The following is a 16,344-nucleotide window of genomic DNA, read 5'->3' on the forward strand; positions in this document are numbered from 1 at the left end:
TGGCATATTTCTATAAAAGTCCTAATTTAGCAATCAATCTAATTAGCTAATTATGAAAAAAGCATTAATTGTAATTGTGGCTTTAGCTTTGTTGTTTTTTATGGGACCCAAAGTTGAACAACCAAGTGTAGATGGCAAAGTTCCTGAAGAGTTTGAGGAAGTTGATCTTGGATTATTAAATGAACAGATATCTAATTCTGAAAAAAATACTGATTTTATAAAACCTGATAATGAAAGTCGAATCATTTTTGCAGATTCTATTCCTGAAAAAACAGAATTTGTTCTTTTATATATCCATGGTTTTTCGGCTAGTCCCCATGAAGGTTATCCCTTAAATGAAGATTTTGCTCAGCGATATCATATGAATGCTTATTTCCCTCGTCTGCATGAGCATGGACTAGAAACTCCTCATAATTTATTGGATATGACACCAGATAAGCTTATTGAATCTTCAAAAGATGCACTCAAAGTAGCTCGTCAACTGGGTGATAAGGTGATATTAATGAGTACCTCAACTGGAGGGACCTTGTCTCTAATTTTGGCAGCTGATAATCCAGATATTGCGGGAGTTATTCTCTATTCACCGAATATTGAAATGGCGGAGGACATGACTAAAATGCTCACTTTCCCCTGGGGATTACAAATTGGGAAACTGGCTCAAGGTGAAATGATTGAATATCCTGATGATCCTCCTCTTGTTAGTAAATATTGGCAGTCGACTTATAGAGTGGAAGCAGTGGCCTATCTTCAAAGTTTGGTTGAAAATACAATGACTATTCGAACTTTTGAAAAGGTAACACAGCCCATATTTTTGGGATATTATTTTAAAGATGCAGAACATCAAGATGGTACTGTAAAAGTGAGTGCTATGCTCGATATGTATGAGCATTTGGGGACCCCTGAAAATCAGAAAATAAAGTATGCTTTTACAGAAGTAGGAGTACATCCTTTGGCAAGTGATATAAAATCAAAAGATATTGCCTCGGTGAAGCGTGAAACTTTTAAATTTGCAGAAGAGATATTACAGATCAACCCAAATTAAAAAATAAGAATATGAGTATACATATAAACGCCAAACCTGGCGATATTGCTGAATCTATTTTATTACCGGGCGATCCTTTGAGGGCAAAGTTTATTGCTGAGAATTTTTTAGAGGATGCCGTTCTTTATAATGAAGTGAGAGGAATGTTAGGTTATACAGGTTATTATAAAGGTAAACGAGTTTCTGTTCAGGGAACCGGAATGGGTTTACCTTCTATTTCCATTTATCTTAACGAGCTGATGCAGGAATATGGTGTTCAGAAGTTAATGCGTATTGGTACTTGTGGTGCCATTCACCCAGATATCAAACTTAAAGATGTGGTTTTAGGCCAAGCTTCTTCAACCGATAATGGTATGAATACCCATCGTTTTGGGGGAATGCATTTTGCACCAATAGCTGATTTTGGTTTACTCAACCAAGCTTATAATTATGCTAAAAGTAAAGGTATAGATGTGAAAGTGGGTAATATTTTGGCTTCAGATACTTTTTATAATGACGATTATGGAGTAGATCCCTATCAAAAATGGAGAGATTTTGGAGTAATGGTGGTAGAAATGGAATCTGCTGCCCTTTATACTTTAGCAGCAAAGTATGGCAGAAAAGCCTTAACCTTGCTAACGGTGAGTGATAGCTTGGTGACAGGAGAAAAATGTTCAGCTGAAGAACGACAATTGACTTTCACAGAAATGATGGAAATTGCATTAGAAATCGCATAAATAATAAATCGCCATGAATAAAACTGCATTAATTAGTGGAGCTACCGCCGGAATCGGAGAAGCTTGCGCTATAGAATTCGCTAAAAACTGTTATAACCTAATTCTTACGGGAAGAAGGATAGAAAGACTGGACGCCATCAAATCTAAGCTTGAAAAAGAGTATCATATTTCTGTATTAACTCTTAATTTTGACATTCGTGACCAAAAACAAGTGGAAAAAGCAATTGCCAGTATTCCAAATGATTTTAGAGAAATTGATGTGTTAGTAAATAATGCAGGATTAGCAGCGGGTATTAATCCAATTGATAAAGGAGTACTTTCCGATTGGGAGCAAATGATTGATACCAATATTAAAGGATTGCTCTATTTAAGTAAAGAAATTATTCCATTGTTTAAAGCCAGAGGAAAAGGCCATATCATTAACATTGGCTCCATAGCTGGAAAAATGGCTTACCCCAATGGGAATGTATATTGTGCCACCAAATCAGCAGTGAATGCTCTAACTGAAGGCATGAGGATCGATTTGTTACCCTATGGTATAAAGGTTACTCAAGTAGCTCCAGGGGCTGTAGAAACGGAATTTAGCATGGTGAGGTTGAAAACTGATGCTGAAACCGCTAGCAAAGTTTATAGTGGCTATCAACCCTTAGCGGCAGAGGATATAGCTAATGTTGTTTATTATACTGCGAGTTTACCCCCTCATGTGAATATAAATGATGTGCTAGTGATGCCATCAGCACAAGCTAATGCCTATATGTATCACAAAAAATAAAATATTCAATATTATTTCCTTTGAAATGTCTGATAAAGTTCTTACTTTTGAAAAGGAATCATTAAGATGAGCAAAATGGAAAACCAAAGAGAAACCTATGATTGGTCAGATAAAACAGTTTTAATAGCTGAGGATGTTGACGATAATTTTTTATTTTTAAAAACGTTTTTGCGTAAGACAAAAATTAATGTGCTTTGGGCAAAGGATGGCAAGGAGGCTATTGAGTTTTGTCAGAAGGATGATAATATAGATATAGTACTGATGGATATTCGAATGCCATTTATTGATGGCTATGAAGCCACTCGGAAAATTAAAGAATTCAAACCCGACCTGCCAATTATAGCACAAACGGCTTATGCTTTAAATTCAGACTACCAGAAGGTTTTTGATGCGGGTTGCGATGAATATATCACAAAACCCATTTTAGGAAAGATTTTGTTTCAGAAGATGGAGAAGTTTATTAAAAAATAGAGGATAGATATAAAGTAAAAAAAACGCTTCTTGAAGCGTTTTTTTTATGTCTTAAATTTTAATGTAAAATCTTAAATATCAACTCACGCAATATTTCACCACTGCTTAGATTTCCAGTGGCTCCCACACCCTTTGCCTTTAAATCGGCATCTTTTAAATAACCAATGATGGCAAAAAGTTTCATGGGTTGGTAGTTCCTAGCACATTGCTGATAGCGAAAAACTAATCCTGGGTGAATACCTAACCTTGAAGCGACACCTTTTGAGTCACTTTTGTTGGGAAGTTGGAATAAAACAAGCGACTTATAAAAGAAACTATGAAGTACAGGAATAACTCCATGAATGGAATGGTTTTTCTCATCACCTATGAAATACTGTACTATTTTATTACATTGGAGAATATCCTTTTCTGCAATAGCATTCTGCAATGCAAATACATTATACTCTTTACTGATTCCGGTGTTTTCTTCAATCACATCAGGAGTAATCAAATCACCTTTTTTAAGGCTTATGGTCAGTTTTTTGAGTTCATTGGTTATTTTGCTCAAATCATTACCAAGGTATTCTGCCAGTAAAGCACTTTCAGCCGGTTTAATTTTAAATGAATTTTTTTCAATATAACTTTGAATCCAGCTTGGGATTTTGTTCTCCCAAAGCTTTTTGGAATGGTAAGTGACTCCTTGTTTCTTAATGGCTTTGTACACTGTGGTTCTCTTGTCGAAATCCTTATGTTTATATGCTAAAACTAAAATTGTTGAGTCTGAAGGGTTTTTAAAGTAAGCTTCCAGCTCGTTTAATCCTTTTAAGTTTTGAGCTTCTTTCACTATCACTACTTGATGATTCGCTGACATGGGATAGCTTCTTACCAAATTAATCAAAGAGCTCACATTGGTATCTAGTCCATAAACCACTGTTTGATTGAACTCCCGCTCCATGGCATCCAACACATTCTCTTCAATAAAGCTCGTGATGGAATCTATAAAAAAGGCCTCCTCTCCTGATAATAAATACACAGGATAGTAAATCTTGTTTTGTAGATCTCTGAGGATGTCGTCGTATTGGAGTTCTGGCATATCTTTTAAATATCGAATCTAAGGTGTTTCACTGCTGTTCTATTATGTTTGATTTCCATCAAAGCTGCGATACCTATTTCTAAATGTTTCTCTGCGAAGTTTTCTGTTATTAATTTGTCACTTTTCGAGGTTTTAACCCCATCAGCAATCATGGGTTGATCGGAGATGAGTAAAAGAGCTCCCGTTGGTATTTCATTATGGAATCCAACAGTGAAGATGGTTGCAGTTTCCATTTCAATGGCCATGGCCCTAGTTTCTCTCAAATAATCTTTAAACTCGTTGTCATGCTCCCAGACTCTTCTATTGGTGGTATATACTGTGCCTGTCCAGTAGTCGAAACCTCGACTTCTAATGATACTCGAAATAGCTCTTTGTAAGCTAAATGCTGGTAAGGCAGGAACTTCAGGAGGCATATAATCATTACTAGTACCGTCTCCTCTAATAGCGGCAATAGGTAAAATGAAATCCCCTAATTTATTTTTCTTCTTTAGGCCCCCACATTTACCTAAAAACAAACAAGCTTTAGGTTCCACTGCACTAATTAAATCCATAATGGTAGCTGCATTTGGACTTCCCATACTAAAGTTAATGATGGTGATGTCCTCAGCGGTGGCCGAGGGCATGGCTAAATCTCTACTTGTAGGCTCAACTCCGTGTCTTTCAGCAAATAAATCTACATAATTTTGAAAATTAGTGAGCAGGATATACTTACCAAAGTCTTTCAGCTGTATTCCGGTATATCTTACCAACCAGTTACTGACAATTTGTTTTTTGGTTTTCATAGATGAAATTTCGCACAAATATAGGTAATTCTAGCTATTCTAGACTCCTCTTTTTAGCATATATTATTAACATTAGATTCAATTTTTTCAATTTAGAAACGCTATATTTTCTACTTTTACCAAAATTATAGTCATGAGTTTAAATCGCTTTAACCTTCCATCTAAAAAACTAAGACTTCGTCAGAACGAAGGAAAAGTGGAAGTGTTTGACGTACTTAGAAAAAAGTGGTTGATACTGACTCCTGAGGAAGAGGTTAGACAACTTTTTGTTCATTATATGATGGAAGAAAAGAAATATCCAGCTGGATTATTGGCTCTAGAATATAGTTTGAAAGTAAATTCCTTAAAACGACGTGCCGATGTGGTTGCTTTTAATCACTTTGGTCATCCATTGTTATTGGTAGAATGCAAGGCCCCATCAGTAAAAATAGATCAAAAGGTTTTTGATCAAATTGCACGGTATAATCTAAGTATGAAGGTGGACTACCTTATTGTTACTAATGGCTTAGAGCATTTCTGTTGCCAACTCGATTTTCAAAATCAGAAGTATTATTTTCTCCAGGATATTCCTTCTTATGACGAGATTGTTTAAATTCTGTTTACCAATGAGTGCTCTTAGTTTTCTATGACGGATATCAATGCGATAAAGTTCACTAATGTTAGAAATTTGCAAACATTTTATTCCGTTTTTTCCTTCGGAATATTCTACTTATTTTTGAAGTTTAAATTGAGATAAATGCTTTTTGCTGCTATAGATATAGGTTCCAATGCTGCCCGATTATTGTTTGCCAATGCTTACGATAAAGATGGAATAGTGAAATTAGATAAAGCTTCTCTTATCCGCATTCCAACACGATTAGGAGAGGATGTTTATAATGATGGTATTATTAGTAAAGAAAAGGCTAAATCTTTTATTAAAACAATGAAAGCTTTTAAGTTATTGATAGATGTATACCAGCCTATCGGATATATTGCTTGCGCCACAGCGGCCATGAGAGAATCTAAAAATAGTGAAGAGATTTTATCAAAGATTAAAAAAGAAACAGGTCTGAAAATCCAAATTATTGAAGGAAGACAAGAAGCAGAAATTTTAAGAAATACAAACCGAATCATTTTTCCAACACCTAAGCATTATGCTTTGTTTATGGATGTTGGAGGCGGAAGTGTAGAGTTGAGTATTGAAAGAGAAGGTAAGCTGTTGAAACAAAAATCTTTTAAGGTTGGAACATTGAGAATGCTCAACAACAAGGTGAAGAACAAAGTTTGGAGTGATATGAAAATGTGGTTGGAGGAGTACGATTCAAAATTCCATGATTTTCATATCGTAGGAACTGGTGGCAATATTAACCGGCTTTGTAAGTTGTATGGAAATAACGACAGACAAGAGTTGAATATTGGGAATTTAGAATTTGGTTATCAGCAGCTCAAAAATATGAGCATTGAAGACAGAATCTCTCATTATGGCTTTCGTCCTGATAGAGCCGATGTGATTGTACCTGCGGCATATATCTATCGATTTGTGATGAATACAGTTAAAGCCTCTTCTATTTTTGTACCTCGCAAAGGATTGGCTGATGGATTGATTCTGAAACAATATAAAGAGTATAAACGATTGTAAATAAAAAGTATATAAAATGTCAGAAGTTAAAAATTATATTCAAGAGAATAAGGAAAGGTTTCTTGAAGAACTATTTGGATTAATTAGAATTCCATCTATCAGTTCCATAGCAGAAAACAAGCCAGAAATGTATAGAGCAGCTGAATATTGGAAAAAACTGCTTTTAGAAGCTGGTGTTGATAAAGCAGGAATCTTTGAGACAGATGGTAATCCTGTAACTTATGGAGAAAAGATTGTAGATCCTGCATTGCCTACAGTTATGGTTTATGGTCATATGGATGTCATGCCAGTTGATCCTCTAGAATTATGGGATTCTCCTCCTTTTGAGCCAGAAGTAAGAGATGGTCGAATCTGGGCTCGTGGAGCTAATGATGATAAAGGACAAGGATTCATGCATGCCAAAGCGTTTGAATATGTTCTAAAAAATGATCTTTTAAAAGTGAATGTAAAATTCATGATTGAAGGAGAAGAAGAAATAGGTTCTCCAAATTTACCAAAATGGTGTGAAGCGCATAAAGACATGTTGAAAGCCGACGTGATTTTGGTTTCTGATACCAGCATGATTAATCCACAAACCCCAACTATTACAACTGGTTTGCGTGGCTTAGCATATTGGGAAGTGGAGGTTACTGGACCAAATCAAGATCTACACTCAGGATTATTTGGTGGTGCTGTGGCTAATCCAATCAATGTATTGGCTAAAATGATTACTCATTTACAAGATGAAAATGGTAAAGTAACTGTTCCAGGTTTCTATGATGATGTAGAAGAGGTTTCTGCTGAAGAACGTGAATTATTAGGAAGAGCGCCATTTAATGCTGAAGAATACAAGAAAGCATTGGATGTTGACGAGTTAGCCGGTGAAGATGGTTTTACTACTTTAGAAAGAACAGGAATTCGCCCAAGCTTTGATGTTTGTGGAATCTGGGGTGGATATACAGGAGAAGGTGCTAAAACAGTACTTCCTTCTAAGGCCCATGCCAAAATTTCAACTCGTTTGGTTCCTAACCAAGATCATCAGAAAATCTCTAAATTATTTGGAGCGTATTTCGAAAGCATCGCTCCTAAGAGTGTGAAGGTAAAGGTGAATTACCTACATGGTGGTTATGGTTATGTTTGTCCAATCGACTTTGTAGCTTATCAAGCTGCTGAGAAAGCACTAATTGATGTATTTGGTCAGCGTCCTGTACCAGTTCGCTCAGGAGGATCTATTCCTATTATTTCTGATTTCGAAAAGATTTTAGGAATTAAATCTGTATTGATGGGCTTTGGTTTAGAATCAGATGCCATTCACTCACCAAACGAAAACTACGCTTTAGAGCAATTCTATAATGGTATTGAGTCTATTATCGGATTCTATAAGCACTATGCTGAAATGACAAAATAAGAATTGTCATTTTAAAGATACAGCACTCTTCAATAACTGGGGAGTGTTTTTTTTATGCCATCCCCTAAAGAATTTATTTTATTTTTGTAGGACTATCAAATATCACAACTAAAACGACTATGAAAACCAAGCCAATAGCTGGAAACCTAATTCTTTCCTTATTTTTACTAATCAGCACCACTATGTTCTCACAAAATCAAAACTTTCATATCTATTTATGCTTTGGTCAATCTAATATGGAAGGGTCAGCAGCTATAGAGGAGCAGGATAGGGTCGTCGACCCTCGGTTCAAAATGATGGCATCAATGGATTGTCCAAACTTAGAAAGAGGAAAAGGGAAATGGTATACGGCTAATCCTCCTCTGTCTCAATGTTATTCGGGGCTTTCTCCTGCTGATTATTTTGGTAGAACCATGGTTGAAGAGCTTCCTCAAGATATTTCTATTGGCATTATAAACGTAGCCATAGGAGGATGTGATATACGTTTGTTTGATAAGGATTTATATCAAAATTATACCCGAACATATCCTGAAGATTGGTTTATTGATAAGGTAAATGGGTATGAAGGGAATCCATATCAATGTTTGATTTCTTTGGCTAAAAAAGCGCAGAAAGATGGAGTGATAAAGGGGATTATTCTTCATCAAGGAGAAACCAATACTGGAGATGAGCAATGGCCGAATTATGTAAAAACTATTTATGAAAATATATTGTCTGATTTATCATTGAATGCCAAAGAAGTCCCATTATTGGCAGGAGAAGTGGTACATGAAGAACAGGGTGGGATTTGTGCTAGCATGAATCCTATCATCAATCAACTGCCTGATTTAATTCCTACAGCACATGTAATTTCCTCCAGAGGATGCTTAGTTCGTGAGGATAGTGTTCATTTTAATTCGGAGGGTGTGAGAGAACTAGGTAAACGATATGCTCAGGAAATGTTATCACTAGTTAAATAGTGGGAGTGTATAATCCAGTCAAAAGAATAGTGCTATATTTACTCACTTAAAACGTACAAAAATCATTTATGGAATTCATTGTCCTTATTATTCTACTAATCGCATTGATAATTTTCTTTAGACTCAGAAATAGCAAAAAATCAGAATGGAAGATTCCTCAAAAACCTTTTCCAACTCCTTGGAAGGTGATTTTAATGGAAAATGTAGCCTTTTATAATTCATTAAATAGCGAAGAAGAGAAGCTTTTTGAGTTTAAGATTCAAGAGTTTTTATTGAATGTGAGAATCACTGGTATTGAAACTAATGTTGATCAAAAAGATGAGATATTGATTGCGGCCAGTGCCATTATTCCAATTTTTCAATTCCCTGAATGGAAATATACCCGTCTATATGAGGTGCTGGTATATCCATCCTCTTTTAATGAAAAATTTGAAACCCAAAGAGAAGGAAGGAGTATTTTGGGGATGGTAGGAAGTGGATATATGGCGGGCAAAATGATTCTCTCTAAAAAAGCATTGCATCATGGGTTTAGTAATGCAAGTGATAAGAAAAATACTGCGGTCCATGAGTTTGTTCATCTGATAGATAAAACAGATGGAGTTATAGATGGTGTTCCGGAATTATTGCTCGATAAGCAATATGTTATCCCTTGGATTGATTTAATCAATAAAAAGATAGATGAGATATATGCCAATAAATCAGATATTAACCCCTATGGAGCCACCAATAGAAGTGAATTCTTTTCAGTGATTAGCGAATATTTCTTTGAACGACCCCAGCTATTAAAACGAAAACACCCTGAATTATATCAACTATTAGAGGAGGTTTTTAATCAAGATATGAGTGCGAGAGCCTTGGAAAAGGAGAAATTGAGTATTGGTAGAAACAGTCCTTGCCCTTGTAATAGTGGCAAGAAATTTAAAAAGTGCTGTGGTAGAAATCATTATTAAGTACAGATCAATAATTATTGCTTAATTTTGAATTTATAAACATATCCTCATTTCAATATGGAAATCAAAGAAGCCATCATCAGTCGAAAGTCGATAAGAAAATATACTGGAGAATCTCTTACCATTAAAGATAAGGAATTGCTTCTGTCTTATTTATCTCAGCCCAAAAATTTAATTGGACCTTTCGGAAATGTCATCAAAATCATATTCAAAGATTTAGATTTAAAAGATGAAAAGATAGCAACATATGGATTTGTGAAGAAAGCACCTTCTTTTTTAGTGACTATATGTAAGAGAAATCAAGAGAATCTATTGGATTTGGGTTTTGTAGTAGAAAATTTAATTCTCTTTCTACAGCAAAATAAGATCAGCACTTGTTGGTTAGGAGGTACTTTTCAAAGAAAAAAATTACAAGTTGAAGAAGAATTAGAGGAGGGTGATTTTATTCCCATTATCTCTCCAATAGGATACGCAGCTGAACAAGCTCATTTGTTTGGGAAAATCATTCGCAAAATGGCTAAAGCCGATAGCCGTTTAGATTTCGATTCTCTCTTTTTTCAAAATGATTTTCAAAGTCCTATAATATCTGAAAAGTGGAAGGAGTTATTAGAGTATGTGAGATTGGCACCTAGTGCATCTAACAAACAGCCATGGAGAATTGTAATTACTAAGGATGAAAAAGCTCATTTTTTCATAGCCAGAACTCCAAAATATGGCAGCTCATTAGGCTATGATATACAAATGGTGGATATGGGAATTGCACTCGCTCATTATGTTATTGTCAGTGGAAAAACTGAAATCATCATCCAAAATCCTAAAATTACTTTACCAAATAACAACTATTCTTATTTGTTTAGTGTGAAATAAATAGACCCTCATTAATATTTAGTGATTTCTAAGTCCTGAATATTCGTTACAAAGCCTTTCTGAACCAATGTAATGAAGAATTTTCTTTTAAAATGAAGCATGCATTGGACATTGTTGTCGAAAAATAATAAATTCTACACTTAGCTTACTATTTGAAAGGATATATTTAGTTTGAATTTTTAGTTTAAACACTATAACGTTTAAAAATCATTTCTTATCTTTGGTTCTCAAAACAAAATTATGGCAAACGACACTCAAGCGCTTCTCAAAACAGATGACCGTATAATGGCTGAAGATATTAAAAGTCTTTTAGAGGAATCTGAAATATATTCATTACTCCGATCTGATAATCCAGCCTCCTCCGTTATGACTGCATATGTTGGCAGTACCTACGAAGGAATTACCATTATCGTAAATACGGATGAATACGTGAAGGCCAAAGAAATTATTCAAAACAGTCCATATGTTGATGTTGTTTCATTATTTTAATATTTATCAAACATGAATTCAGCAATTCATCAAGAAGTCCCAGTAACTGAAGCACCAATTAAAATTTACTCTGAAAAAGTAATTTGGATGTTTTCCGTACTCTTTGCAACTATTTTCGGTGCTGTTTTACTTCTGCAAAATTTAATTAGTATTGGTAAAAAGAGGCTGGCATATTCTATTTTAGGAGCTTCTATTTTATATACCATCCTCACCATTTTTTTAGTGAATATACCAAAGGAACCAAAAGCTTCTTATGTTTTGATATTGAACATGGTTGGAGGGTTCATACTTGTGCATGTATTCCAAAAAAGGAACTTTATGGATGAAAGTATTTACCCAAAGAAGAAGTTTTGGCAGCCATTGATTATTTCTATCATGATCACCATTCCTTTTATTTTAGCTATGATTTATGCTTAATTGAAAAGGTATTTCAGTTTTAACTTTTTTCTCACAAACAATTTCATGATTTAAGCTTTTTTAATCTCTATTATTTTAGATTAAAATTAATTTTGCTGTTAAATCAAGAACATGTCAGAAATTACCAATTTTTACGAGAATCAACTCCGCAAATATACTGCACTAGCAGAAGAATATACCCAGAAAAACAGAAGGCTTTCTTTATTTCGAGTCCTCTGGTTCTTGCTTTGGGTTTTAGCTATTTTTATTTCTACTTCTTTTGATCTGGCTATTGTTTTTGCTACTATTATTATTGGATTGGCCACCTTTGTCATTTTAGTGACTTGGCATAATCGGATTCTGAAGCTAAAGAAAGCCTATGAATTATATAGAGATATCAATGACTATGAACTTAAGGCATTAAATAATGATTATTCAAATTTTGAGGATGGTGAAGAATATATAGACGAGAAACACTATTTCAGTTACGATTTAGATGTATTTGGCCCTTTCTCTTTGTTTCAGTATTTAAACAGAACTTATAGTCCTCAAGGGAAAACTGATTTAGCCAACAGATTAGGGGAGGGTTTTATTGAAAAACCAAAAATATTAGCACAACAAGTCGCTATAGGCGAATTGGCAAAGAGGCACGAGTGGATGCAAGAATTCCGAGTTTTAGGAGCTCAAACCACCGCAAGCCAAAAAAAGAAAGCCAGCCCGATTTCAAGTTTAAATGAATGGGCGGTACGAAAAGGAATATTTAGTCATTGGGCTTTTAAAATAGTTGTTCCATTTATATCCCTTCTCAGCTTTTTTATGTTATACCTTTTGATAAATGGGCAATTGGGATTCAATACATTCATGTTGTATATGGTGGTTCCTCTTGGGTTTTCTGGTTATTTCGCCAAGCGAATCAATGCCAATCATATAGAGCTGGGAAAGCAATCCTCTGCTTTACAACAATGGAAGTCAGTTTTTGAATCTTTTGAAAAACAATTATTTGACTCTGACACATTAAAAGAACTTCAAGAAAATTTAAAACTTGAAAATGAAAGCGCTTCAATAGCTATTAAGAAATTGTCGAAATTATCACAAGCTTTCGATACCCGTTTGAATTTGTTTGGCTGGTTCATCCTCAACTTTTTTTCTGTTTGGGATGTATTGCAGAGTATCCGATTGGAAAATTGGCGACAAAAATATGGAACTTCAGTAGGGAAATGGTTTGCTGTTTTGGCAGAAATGGAAACTTTAGTATCTCTAGGAACATTTAACTATAATCATCCAGAATCTATTTTCCCAGAAATTATTGAGGAGGGTTTTGTTTTTGAAGCTGAAGAAGCAGCGCATCCATTACTTCCAAAAGATACTGGAGTTGCCAATGATATTAGTTTTCCGGGTTTAGGTCAGTTTAATATAGTTACCGGAGCAAATATGGCAGGAAAGAGTACCTATTTAAGAACGGTAGGCGCACAATTAATACTCTCTATGGCTGGTTCAGCAGTATGTGCGAAAAGGCTGAGAATCACTCCGATTCAAATGTTTACCAGCATCAGAACCAAAGATAGTTTAGCTCGTAATGAATCCTATTTCTATGCAGAATTACTTCGCTTGCAAGGGATTATAGAGGAGCTTAAATCAGGAATGCCATTATTTATCATCCTTGATGAGATATTAAAAGGCACCAATAGCAAAGACAAGGAAATGGGGAGTAAGGCTCTAGTGGCTCAGTTGATTGGCTTAAAAGCAGTTGGTTTGATTGCTACTCACGATCTTCAGCTAGGAACTTTAATTGATAGTTTCCCGGATTCCGTTCAAAACAAATGCTTCGAAGTAGACTTAGTAGATGGGAAATTGCATTTTGATTATAAATTAAGAGATGGGATTTCGCAAAACCTGAATGCCACTTTCTTGATGAAACAGATGGGAATAACTGGGATTTGAGGCTTAGGGCTTAGGGCAAAAAGCAAAGGGCTATAATGTTTTAGCTTTATTCCAATACACATCCATTTCGGTAAGACTCATATCTGAAATGTCTTTTCCATCTTTCTTGCTTTCACTTTCTAGGTATTTAAACCGCTTGATGAATTTTTTATTTGTACGTTCTAATGCATCTTCAGGATTGATATCCAAGAACCGAGCGTAGTTTATTAATGAAAACATCAAATCGCCAAATTCAGCTTCCATCTTGTCCTTCTCGTTTTCTTTTTCTGCTTCTGCTTTAAATTCTTGTAATTCCTCCTCTACTTTCTCCCAAACCTGCTCTGGTTTTTCCCAATCGAAGCCAACTCCTTTTACTTTCTCTTGAATGCGGTAGGCTTTAACTACTGCCGGTAAAGACTGAGGTACGCCATCAAGAACCGATTCACGACCTTCTTTTAATTTTAGTTTTTCCCAGTTCTGTTTTACAGTTTCGGCATCATTAGCTTTCACATCGCCATAAATATGAGGATGGCGAAATATTAACTTCTCACTAATTCCATTTAAAACATCGGCCATATCAAAAGAATGAGTCTCGCTTCCTATTTTGGCATAAAAAACCATATGCAGCATTAAATCGCCTAATTCTTTTTTTATTTCGGTCATGTCTTTATCCAAAATGGCATCTGATAATTCATATACTTCTTCAATGGTTAGATATCGGAGGCTTTCTAAAGTTTGTTTTTGGTCCCAAGGACAACCCGCTCTAAGCTCATCCATGATGGTTAATAGTCTTTCGAAGGCTTTTAATTTCTCCTGCATTATAGTTTTTTTGCAAAAGTAGTTTTTTAATTCGTTACAATAGAGTGCTTTTTATTACGTTGTCTTATTTTACAGAAAAAAGAGGAGGAGACATCTAATTTTCTTTTCTTTGCAAACTGAAAATACATCATGGGGATTCTTAAAAATAGTTGGATTTTATTTATATTGTTGTTGGTCGTTATAGTGCCAGTGCGAAGTCAATCCGCCTATTCTAAATTTAAAGTGAAATCCTTCAAACACAAAAAGTATAATAGCAATCTTCAGATTGAGCCCCGTATCTATTATGGATTTCTTATCAATCATCACACCGAATTAGAACCTTTTAATTCTCATATTCCAGGTTTTGAAATCAGTTTGGTAAAAGATACCTATGGAAAGAAGGAATGGGAAAAGATTCATAATTATCCTATTATAGGAGTGAGCTTGTTTTATAGTACCTTATCTGACCATCCTGCAGTAGGCCAGGTTGTTGCGGTTTGTCCTTTTGTTTCCTTTCCTATTATCAGGCATAAAAATGATTATTTCGGATTTCGATTGGGAGTAGGTTTAGGCTATCTAACCAAAAAATTCGATCCGCTAACAAATTATAAGAATATTGCCATTGGTTCTCATGTAAATGTGGCTATTAATTTAATGTTAGAATATAGGAAGCAATTGAGTAAGTCAACTGCATTAACAGCTGGTTTTAGTTTGATTCACTTTAGTAATGGAAGTACCGCTACACCAAATTATGGTTTGAATCTTCCAATGCTTTCTGCAGGTGTAAGTCAGCGATTGAGTGAGCCAAATAGTAAGATTGCACAAAGAAAACCTAGCATACCTCCTTGGAGTTATAAGCCTAATAAAATATTTATATTTAATGTTTTAGCAGGGTATGCCACAAAAAATATGGGGGATGTTTTTGGAGAGCGTTTTGATGTTTATATGGCTTCAGTGAGTACTCTAAAATATTTTAATGAAATTAGTGCTTTAGGTTTTTCATTTGATTTTAGTTATGACGGTAGTCATGAAGCCAAGCAAGAACAAGTAGGGATAATTAATCCTAGTTTCATCACCATTATGCGACCTGGAATTGCACCAACTTATGAATTTAGAATGTCAAGATTGATTATTGGAGTAGGTGTTGGATTTTATTGGGGCGGAAGAGAAAAATCGGAGGGTGATATTTATGAATCTATGACATTAAAAGTTTTGGCCTATAAAAATACTTTTGTAACTGTTAATTTAAGAGCTCATGGGGCTCGTGCTGCATTTGTTTCTTATGGTCTAGGTTACCGTTTACAATACGATTGGGGGAAGAGATAATGGAAAAGAGAAACGCATTAAGATTTCTGAAATGGATTAATATTTTTACCTTTTTTATATTATTGTTAGGGTTGAATTCTTGTAAGAAAGGAGACCCCACTGATTGTTTTAAAAGTACAGGTTCAGATATTACTCAGGAGCGTCCAGCTACCACTTTTGATAAAATTGTTTTAAGTGATAATGTGAATTTGGTTCTTACCCAAGGAAACGACTATTCTATCTCTGTACACGGCGGGAAAAATGTGCTAAAGAAAGTTAGGACAGATATAGATGATAGGGTGTTGAAAATTGAAAACAGAAACTCTTGCAATTGGATGAGGAATTTCGATAGAGAGATTACTGTTTATGCCAATTTTGAAACCATTAATGAAATAGAATATCGAGGAAGTGGAGATATTAGTTGTACCAATACTATTGTTCAAGATTCTTTAACTTTAAATATTTGGGAAGGTGCAGGAAAAGTGGAAATGGATGTTGAAATGTATAGGAACTTCATCTATTTTCATATAGGAACTGCAGATGTGTATTATAAAGGTAATACACATTTAAGTTATGTTACTGGCTCTAGTTTTGGACCTATCTATGCACAGAATCTAAGATCTACTTTTACCTATATTGCCAATCATGGTTCTAATAACTGTTATGTTCAAGCAAATCTACGTATTGAAGCTACTATTTCTAGTCTTGGGAATATTTATTATTGGGGAGATGCTGAAGAATTGGTTGATAAAACTGGTAGTGGCATTTTAATCAAGATGGATTAAAGAATTTTCTATTTT

The 16,344-nt window shown here is 34.9% G+C and carries 18 protein-coding genes; 15 read left to right on the forward strand and 3 right to left on the reverse strand.

The genetic code is table 11. From position 1 onward, the window contains the following. Positions 1 to 52 precede the first annotated feature (52 nt). The 4 genes from HNS38_RS01285 (at position 53) to HNS38_RS01300 (ending at position 3,001) form a co-directional block, all read left to right on the forward strand. Entirely contained in the window at positions 53 to 1,042 is a 990-nt protein-coding gene (locus tag HNS38_RS01285; protein ID WP_172278028.1) for a carboxylesterase, read from the forward strand. Positions 1,043 to 1,053: 11 nt separating this feature from the next. After that, positions 1,054 to 1,758 carry a purine-nucleoside phosphorylase gene (gene deoD, locus HNS38_RS01290; RefSeq protein WP_172278026.1) on the forward strand — a complete coding sequence of 235 codons (705 nt, stop codon included), beginning with the start codon at positions 1,054 to 1,056 and terminating at the stop codon, positions 1,756 to 1,758. Between the two features lie 13 nt (positions 1,759 to 1,771). Continuing rightward, the gene (locus HNS38_RS01295) at positions 1,772 to 2,530 is read left to right on the forward strand and encodes an SDR family NAD(P)-dependent oxidoreductase (RefSeq protein WP_172278024.1); all 759 of its coding nucleotides are present in this window, start codon (positions 1,772 to 1,774) and stop codon (positions 2,528 to 2,530) included. 75 nt (positions 2,531 to 2,605) lie between these two features. After that, complete coding sequence (locus HNS38_RS01300) at positions 2,606 to 3,001, forward strand: response regulator (protein ID WP_172278021.1); 396 nt, start codon at positions 2,606 to 2,608, stop codon at positions 2,999 to 3,001. Between the two features lie 58 nt (positions 3,002 to 3,059). On the opposite strand, the gene holA is transcribed toward HNS38_RS01300, so the two are convergent. Both holA and HNS38_RS01310 read right to left on the reverse strand, forming a co-directional pair. Continuing rightward, positions 3,060 to 4,073 (reverse strand): DNA polymerase III subunit delta, encoded by a 1,014-nt coding sequence (gene holA / locus HNS38_RS01305; protein WP_172278019.1) that lies wholly within the window; start codon positions 4,071 to 4,073, stop codon positions 3,060 to 3,062. Positions 4,074 to 4,078: 5 nt separating this feature from the next. Further along, positions 4,079 to 4,855, reverse strand: a complete 777-nt coding sequence (locus HNS38_RS01310) for an AMP nucleosidase (protein WP_172278017.1) — start codon at positions 4,853 to 4,855, stop codon at positions 4,079 to 4,081. A gap of 133 nt (positions 4,856 to 4,988) precedes the next feature. On the opposite strand from HNS38_RS01310, the gene HNS38_RS01315 reads away from it, so the two are divergent. The 9 genes from HNS38_RS01315 (at position 4,989) to HNS38_RS01355 (ending at position 13,462) form a co-directional block, all read left to right on the forward strand. Then, a complete protein-coding gene (locus tag HNS38_RS01315; protein ID WP_172278015.1) occupies positions 4,989 to 5,447 on the forward strand; it encodes a type I restriction enzyme HsdR N-terminal domain-containing protein in 459 nt (152 codons plus the stop codon). A gap of 144 nt (positions 5,448 to 5,591) precedes the next feature. Then, entirely contained in the window at positions 5,592 to 6,473 is an 882-nt protein-coding gene (locus HNS38_RS01320) for an exopolyphosphatase (RefSeq protein ID WP_172345858.1), read from the forward strand. A gap of 16 nt (positions 6,474 to 6,489) precedes the next feature. Beyond that, positions 6,490 to 7,860: a dipeptidase gene (locus tag HNS38_RS01325; protein WP_172278011.1), complete on the forward strand. Its 1,371-nt coding sequence runs from the start codon at positions 6,490 to 6,492 to the stop codon at positions 7,858 to 7,860. A gap of 119 nt (positions 7,861 to 7,979) precedes the next feature. Then, complete coding sequence (locus HNS38_RS01330) at positions 7,980 to 8,819, forward strand: sialate O-acetylesterase (protein WP_172278009.1); 840 nt, start codon at positions 7,980 to 7,982, stop codon at positions 8,817 to 8,819. A 68-nt stretch (positions 8,820 to 8,887) separates the two neighbouring features. Then, positions 8,888 to 9,769 (forward strand): M90 family metallopeptidase, encoded by an 882-nt coding sequence (locus HNS38_RS01335; protein ID WP_172345859.1) that lies wholly within the window; start codon positions 8,888 to 8,890, stop codon positions 9,767 to 9,769. Between the two features lie 57 nt (positions 9,770 to 9,826). Beyond that, on the forward strand, positions 9,827 to 10,636 hold the full coding sequence (locus tag HNS38_RS01340; RefSeq protein ID WP_172278005.1) for a nitroreductase family protein: 810 nt from the start codon (positions 9,827 to 9,829) through the stop codon (positions 10,634 to 10,636). A 240-nt stretch (positions 10,637 to 10,876) separates the two neighbouring features. After that, positions 10,877 to 11,125, forward strand: a complete 249-nt coding sequence (locus HNS38_RS01345) for a putative signal transducing protein (RefSeq protein ID WP_172278003.1) — start codon at positions 10,877 to 10,879, stop codon at positions 11,123 to 11,125. Positions 11,126 to 11,137: 12 nt separating this feature from the next. Next, a complete protein-coding gene (locus HNS38_RS01350; protein ID WP_172278001.1) occupies positions 11,138 to 11,542 on the forward strand; it encodes a hypothetical protein in 405 nt (134 codons plus the stop codon). Between the two features lie 111 nt (positions 11,543 to 11,653). Next, the gene (locus HNS38_RS01355) at positions 11,654 to 13,462 is read left to right on the forward strand and encodes a hypothetical protein (RefSeq protein ID WP_172345860.1); all 1,809 of its coding nucleotides are present in this window, start codon (positions 11,654 to 11,656) and stop codon (positions 13,460 to 13,462) included. Between the two features lie 30 nt (positions 13,463 to 13,492). Here HNS38_RS01355 and mazG read toward each other — a convergent pair whose 3' ends face one another. Further along, positions 13,493 to 14,260, reverse strand: a complete 768-nt coding sequence (gene mazG / locus HNS38_RS01360; RefSeq protein WP_172277997.1) for a nucleoside triphosphate pyrophosphohydrolase — start codon at positions 14,258 to 14,260, stop codon at positions 13,493 to 13,495. Between the two features lie 129 nt (positions 14,261 to 14,389). On the opposite strand from mazG, the gene HNS38_RS01365 reads away from it, so the two are divergent. Continuing rightward, positions 14,390 to 15,565: an acyloxyacyl hydrolase gene (locus HNS38_RS01365; RefSeq protein ID WP_172345861.1), complete on the forward strand. Its 1,176-nt coding sequence runs from the start codon at positions 14,390 to 14,392 to the stop codon at positions 15,563 to 15,565. After that, the gene (locus tag HNS38_RS01370) at positions 15,565 to 16,329 is read left to right on the forward strand and encodes a GIN domain-containing protein (protein WP_172277993.1); all 765 of its coding nucleotides are present in this window, start codon (positions 15,565 to 15,567) and stop codon (positions 16,327 to 16,329) included. Before HNS38_RS01365 ends, HNS38_RS01370 begins: the two co-directional genes overlap by 1 nt. Positions 16,330 to 16,344: the final 15 nt, after the last annotated feature.

This window comes from Lentimicrobium sp. L6, from assembly GCF_013166655.1.
Lineage (GTDB): Bacteria > Bacteroidota > Bacteroidia > Bacteroidales > UBA12170 > UBA12170.

What these genes read in the sequence shown, in the direction of transcription:
- HNS38_RS01365 (WP_172345861.1), top strand. Translation starts at nt 14,390, where the DNA reads ATGGGGATTCTTAAAAATAGTTGGATTTTATTTATATTGTTGTTGGTC.
- HNS38_RS01350 (WP_172278001.1), top strand. Translation starts at nt 11,138, where the DNA reads ATGAATTCAGCAATTCATCAAGAAGTCCCAGTAACTGAAGCACCAATT.
- HNS38_RS01295 (WP_172278024.1), top strand. Translation starts at nt 1,772, where the DNA reads ATGAATAAAACTGCATTAATTAGTGGAGCTACCGCCGGAATCGGAGAA.
- HNS38_RS01300 (WP_172278021.1), top strand. Translation starts at nt 2,606, where the DNA reads ATGGAAAACCAAAGAGAAACCTATGATTGGTCAGATAAAACAGTTTTA.
- HNS38_RS01325 (WP_172278011.1), top strand. Translation starts at nt 6,490, where the DNA reads ATGTCAGAAGTTAAAAATTATATTCAAGAGAATAAGGAAAGGTTTCTT.
- HNS38_RS01315 (WP_172278015.1), top strand. Translation starts at nt 4,989, where the DNA reads ATGAGTTTAAATCGCTTTAACCTTCCATCTAAAAAACTAAGACTTCGT.
- deoD (WP_172278026.1), top strand. Translation starts at nt 1,054, where the DNA reads ATGAGTATACATATAAACGCCAAACCTGGCGATATTGCTGAATCTATT.
- HNS38_RS01310 (WP_172278017.1), bottom strand. Translation starts at nt 4,855, where the DNA reads ATGAAAACCAAAAAACAAATTGTCAGTAACTGGTTGGTAAGATATACC.
- HNS38_RS01335 (WP_172345859.1), top strand. Translation starts at nt 8,888, where the DNA reads ATGGAATTCATTGTCCTTATTATTCTACTAATCGCATTGATAATTTTC.
- HNS38_RS01345 (WP_172278003.1), top strand. Translation starts at nt 10,877, where the DNA reads ATGGCAAACGACACTCAAGCGCTTCTCAAAACAGATGACCGTATAATG.
- HNS38_RS01355 (WP_172345860.1), top strand. Translation starts at nt 11,654, where the DNA reads ATGTCAGAAATTACCAATTTTTACGAGAATCAACTCCGCAAATATACT.
- HNS38_RS01340 (WP_172278005.1), top strand. Translation starts at nt 9,827, where the DNA reads ATGGAAATCAAAGAAGCCATCATCAGTCGAAAGTCGATAAGAAAATAT.
- HNS38_RS01370 (WP_172277993.1), top strand. Translation starts at nt 15,565, where the DNA reads ATGGAAAAGAGAAACGCATTAAGATTTCTGAAATGGATTAATATTTTT.
- HNS38_RS01330 (WP_172278009.1), top strand. Translation starts at nt 7,980, where the DNA reads ATGAAAACCAAGCCAATAGCTGGAAACCTAATTCTTTCCTTATTTTTA.
- HNS38_RS01320 (WP_172345858.1), top strand. Translation starts at nt 5,592, where the DNA reads ATGCTTTTTGCTGCTATAGATATAGGTTCCAATGCTGCCCGATTATTG.
- HNS38_RS01285 (WP_172278028.1), top strand. Translation starts at nt 53, where the DNA reads ATGAAAAAAGCATTAATTGTAATTGTGGCTTTAGCTTTGTTGTTTTTT.
- holA (WP_172278019.1), bottom strand. Translation starts at nt 4,073, where the DNA reads ATGCCAGAACTCCAATACGACGACATCCTCAGAGATCTACAAAACAAG.
- mazG (WP_172277997.1), bottom strand. Translation starts at nt 14,260, where the DNA reads ATGCAGGAGAAATTAAAAGCCTTCGAAAGACTATTAACCATCATGGAT.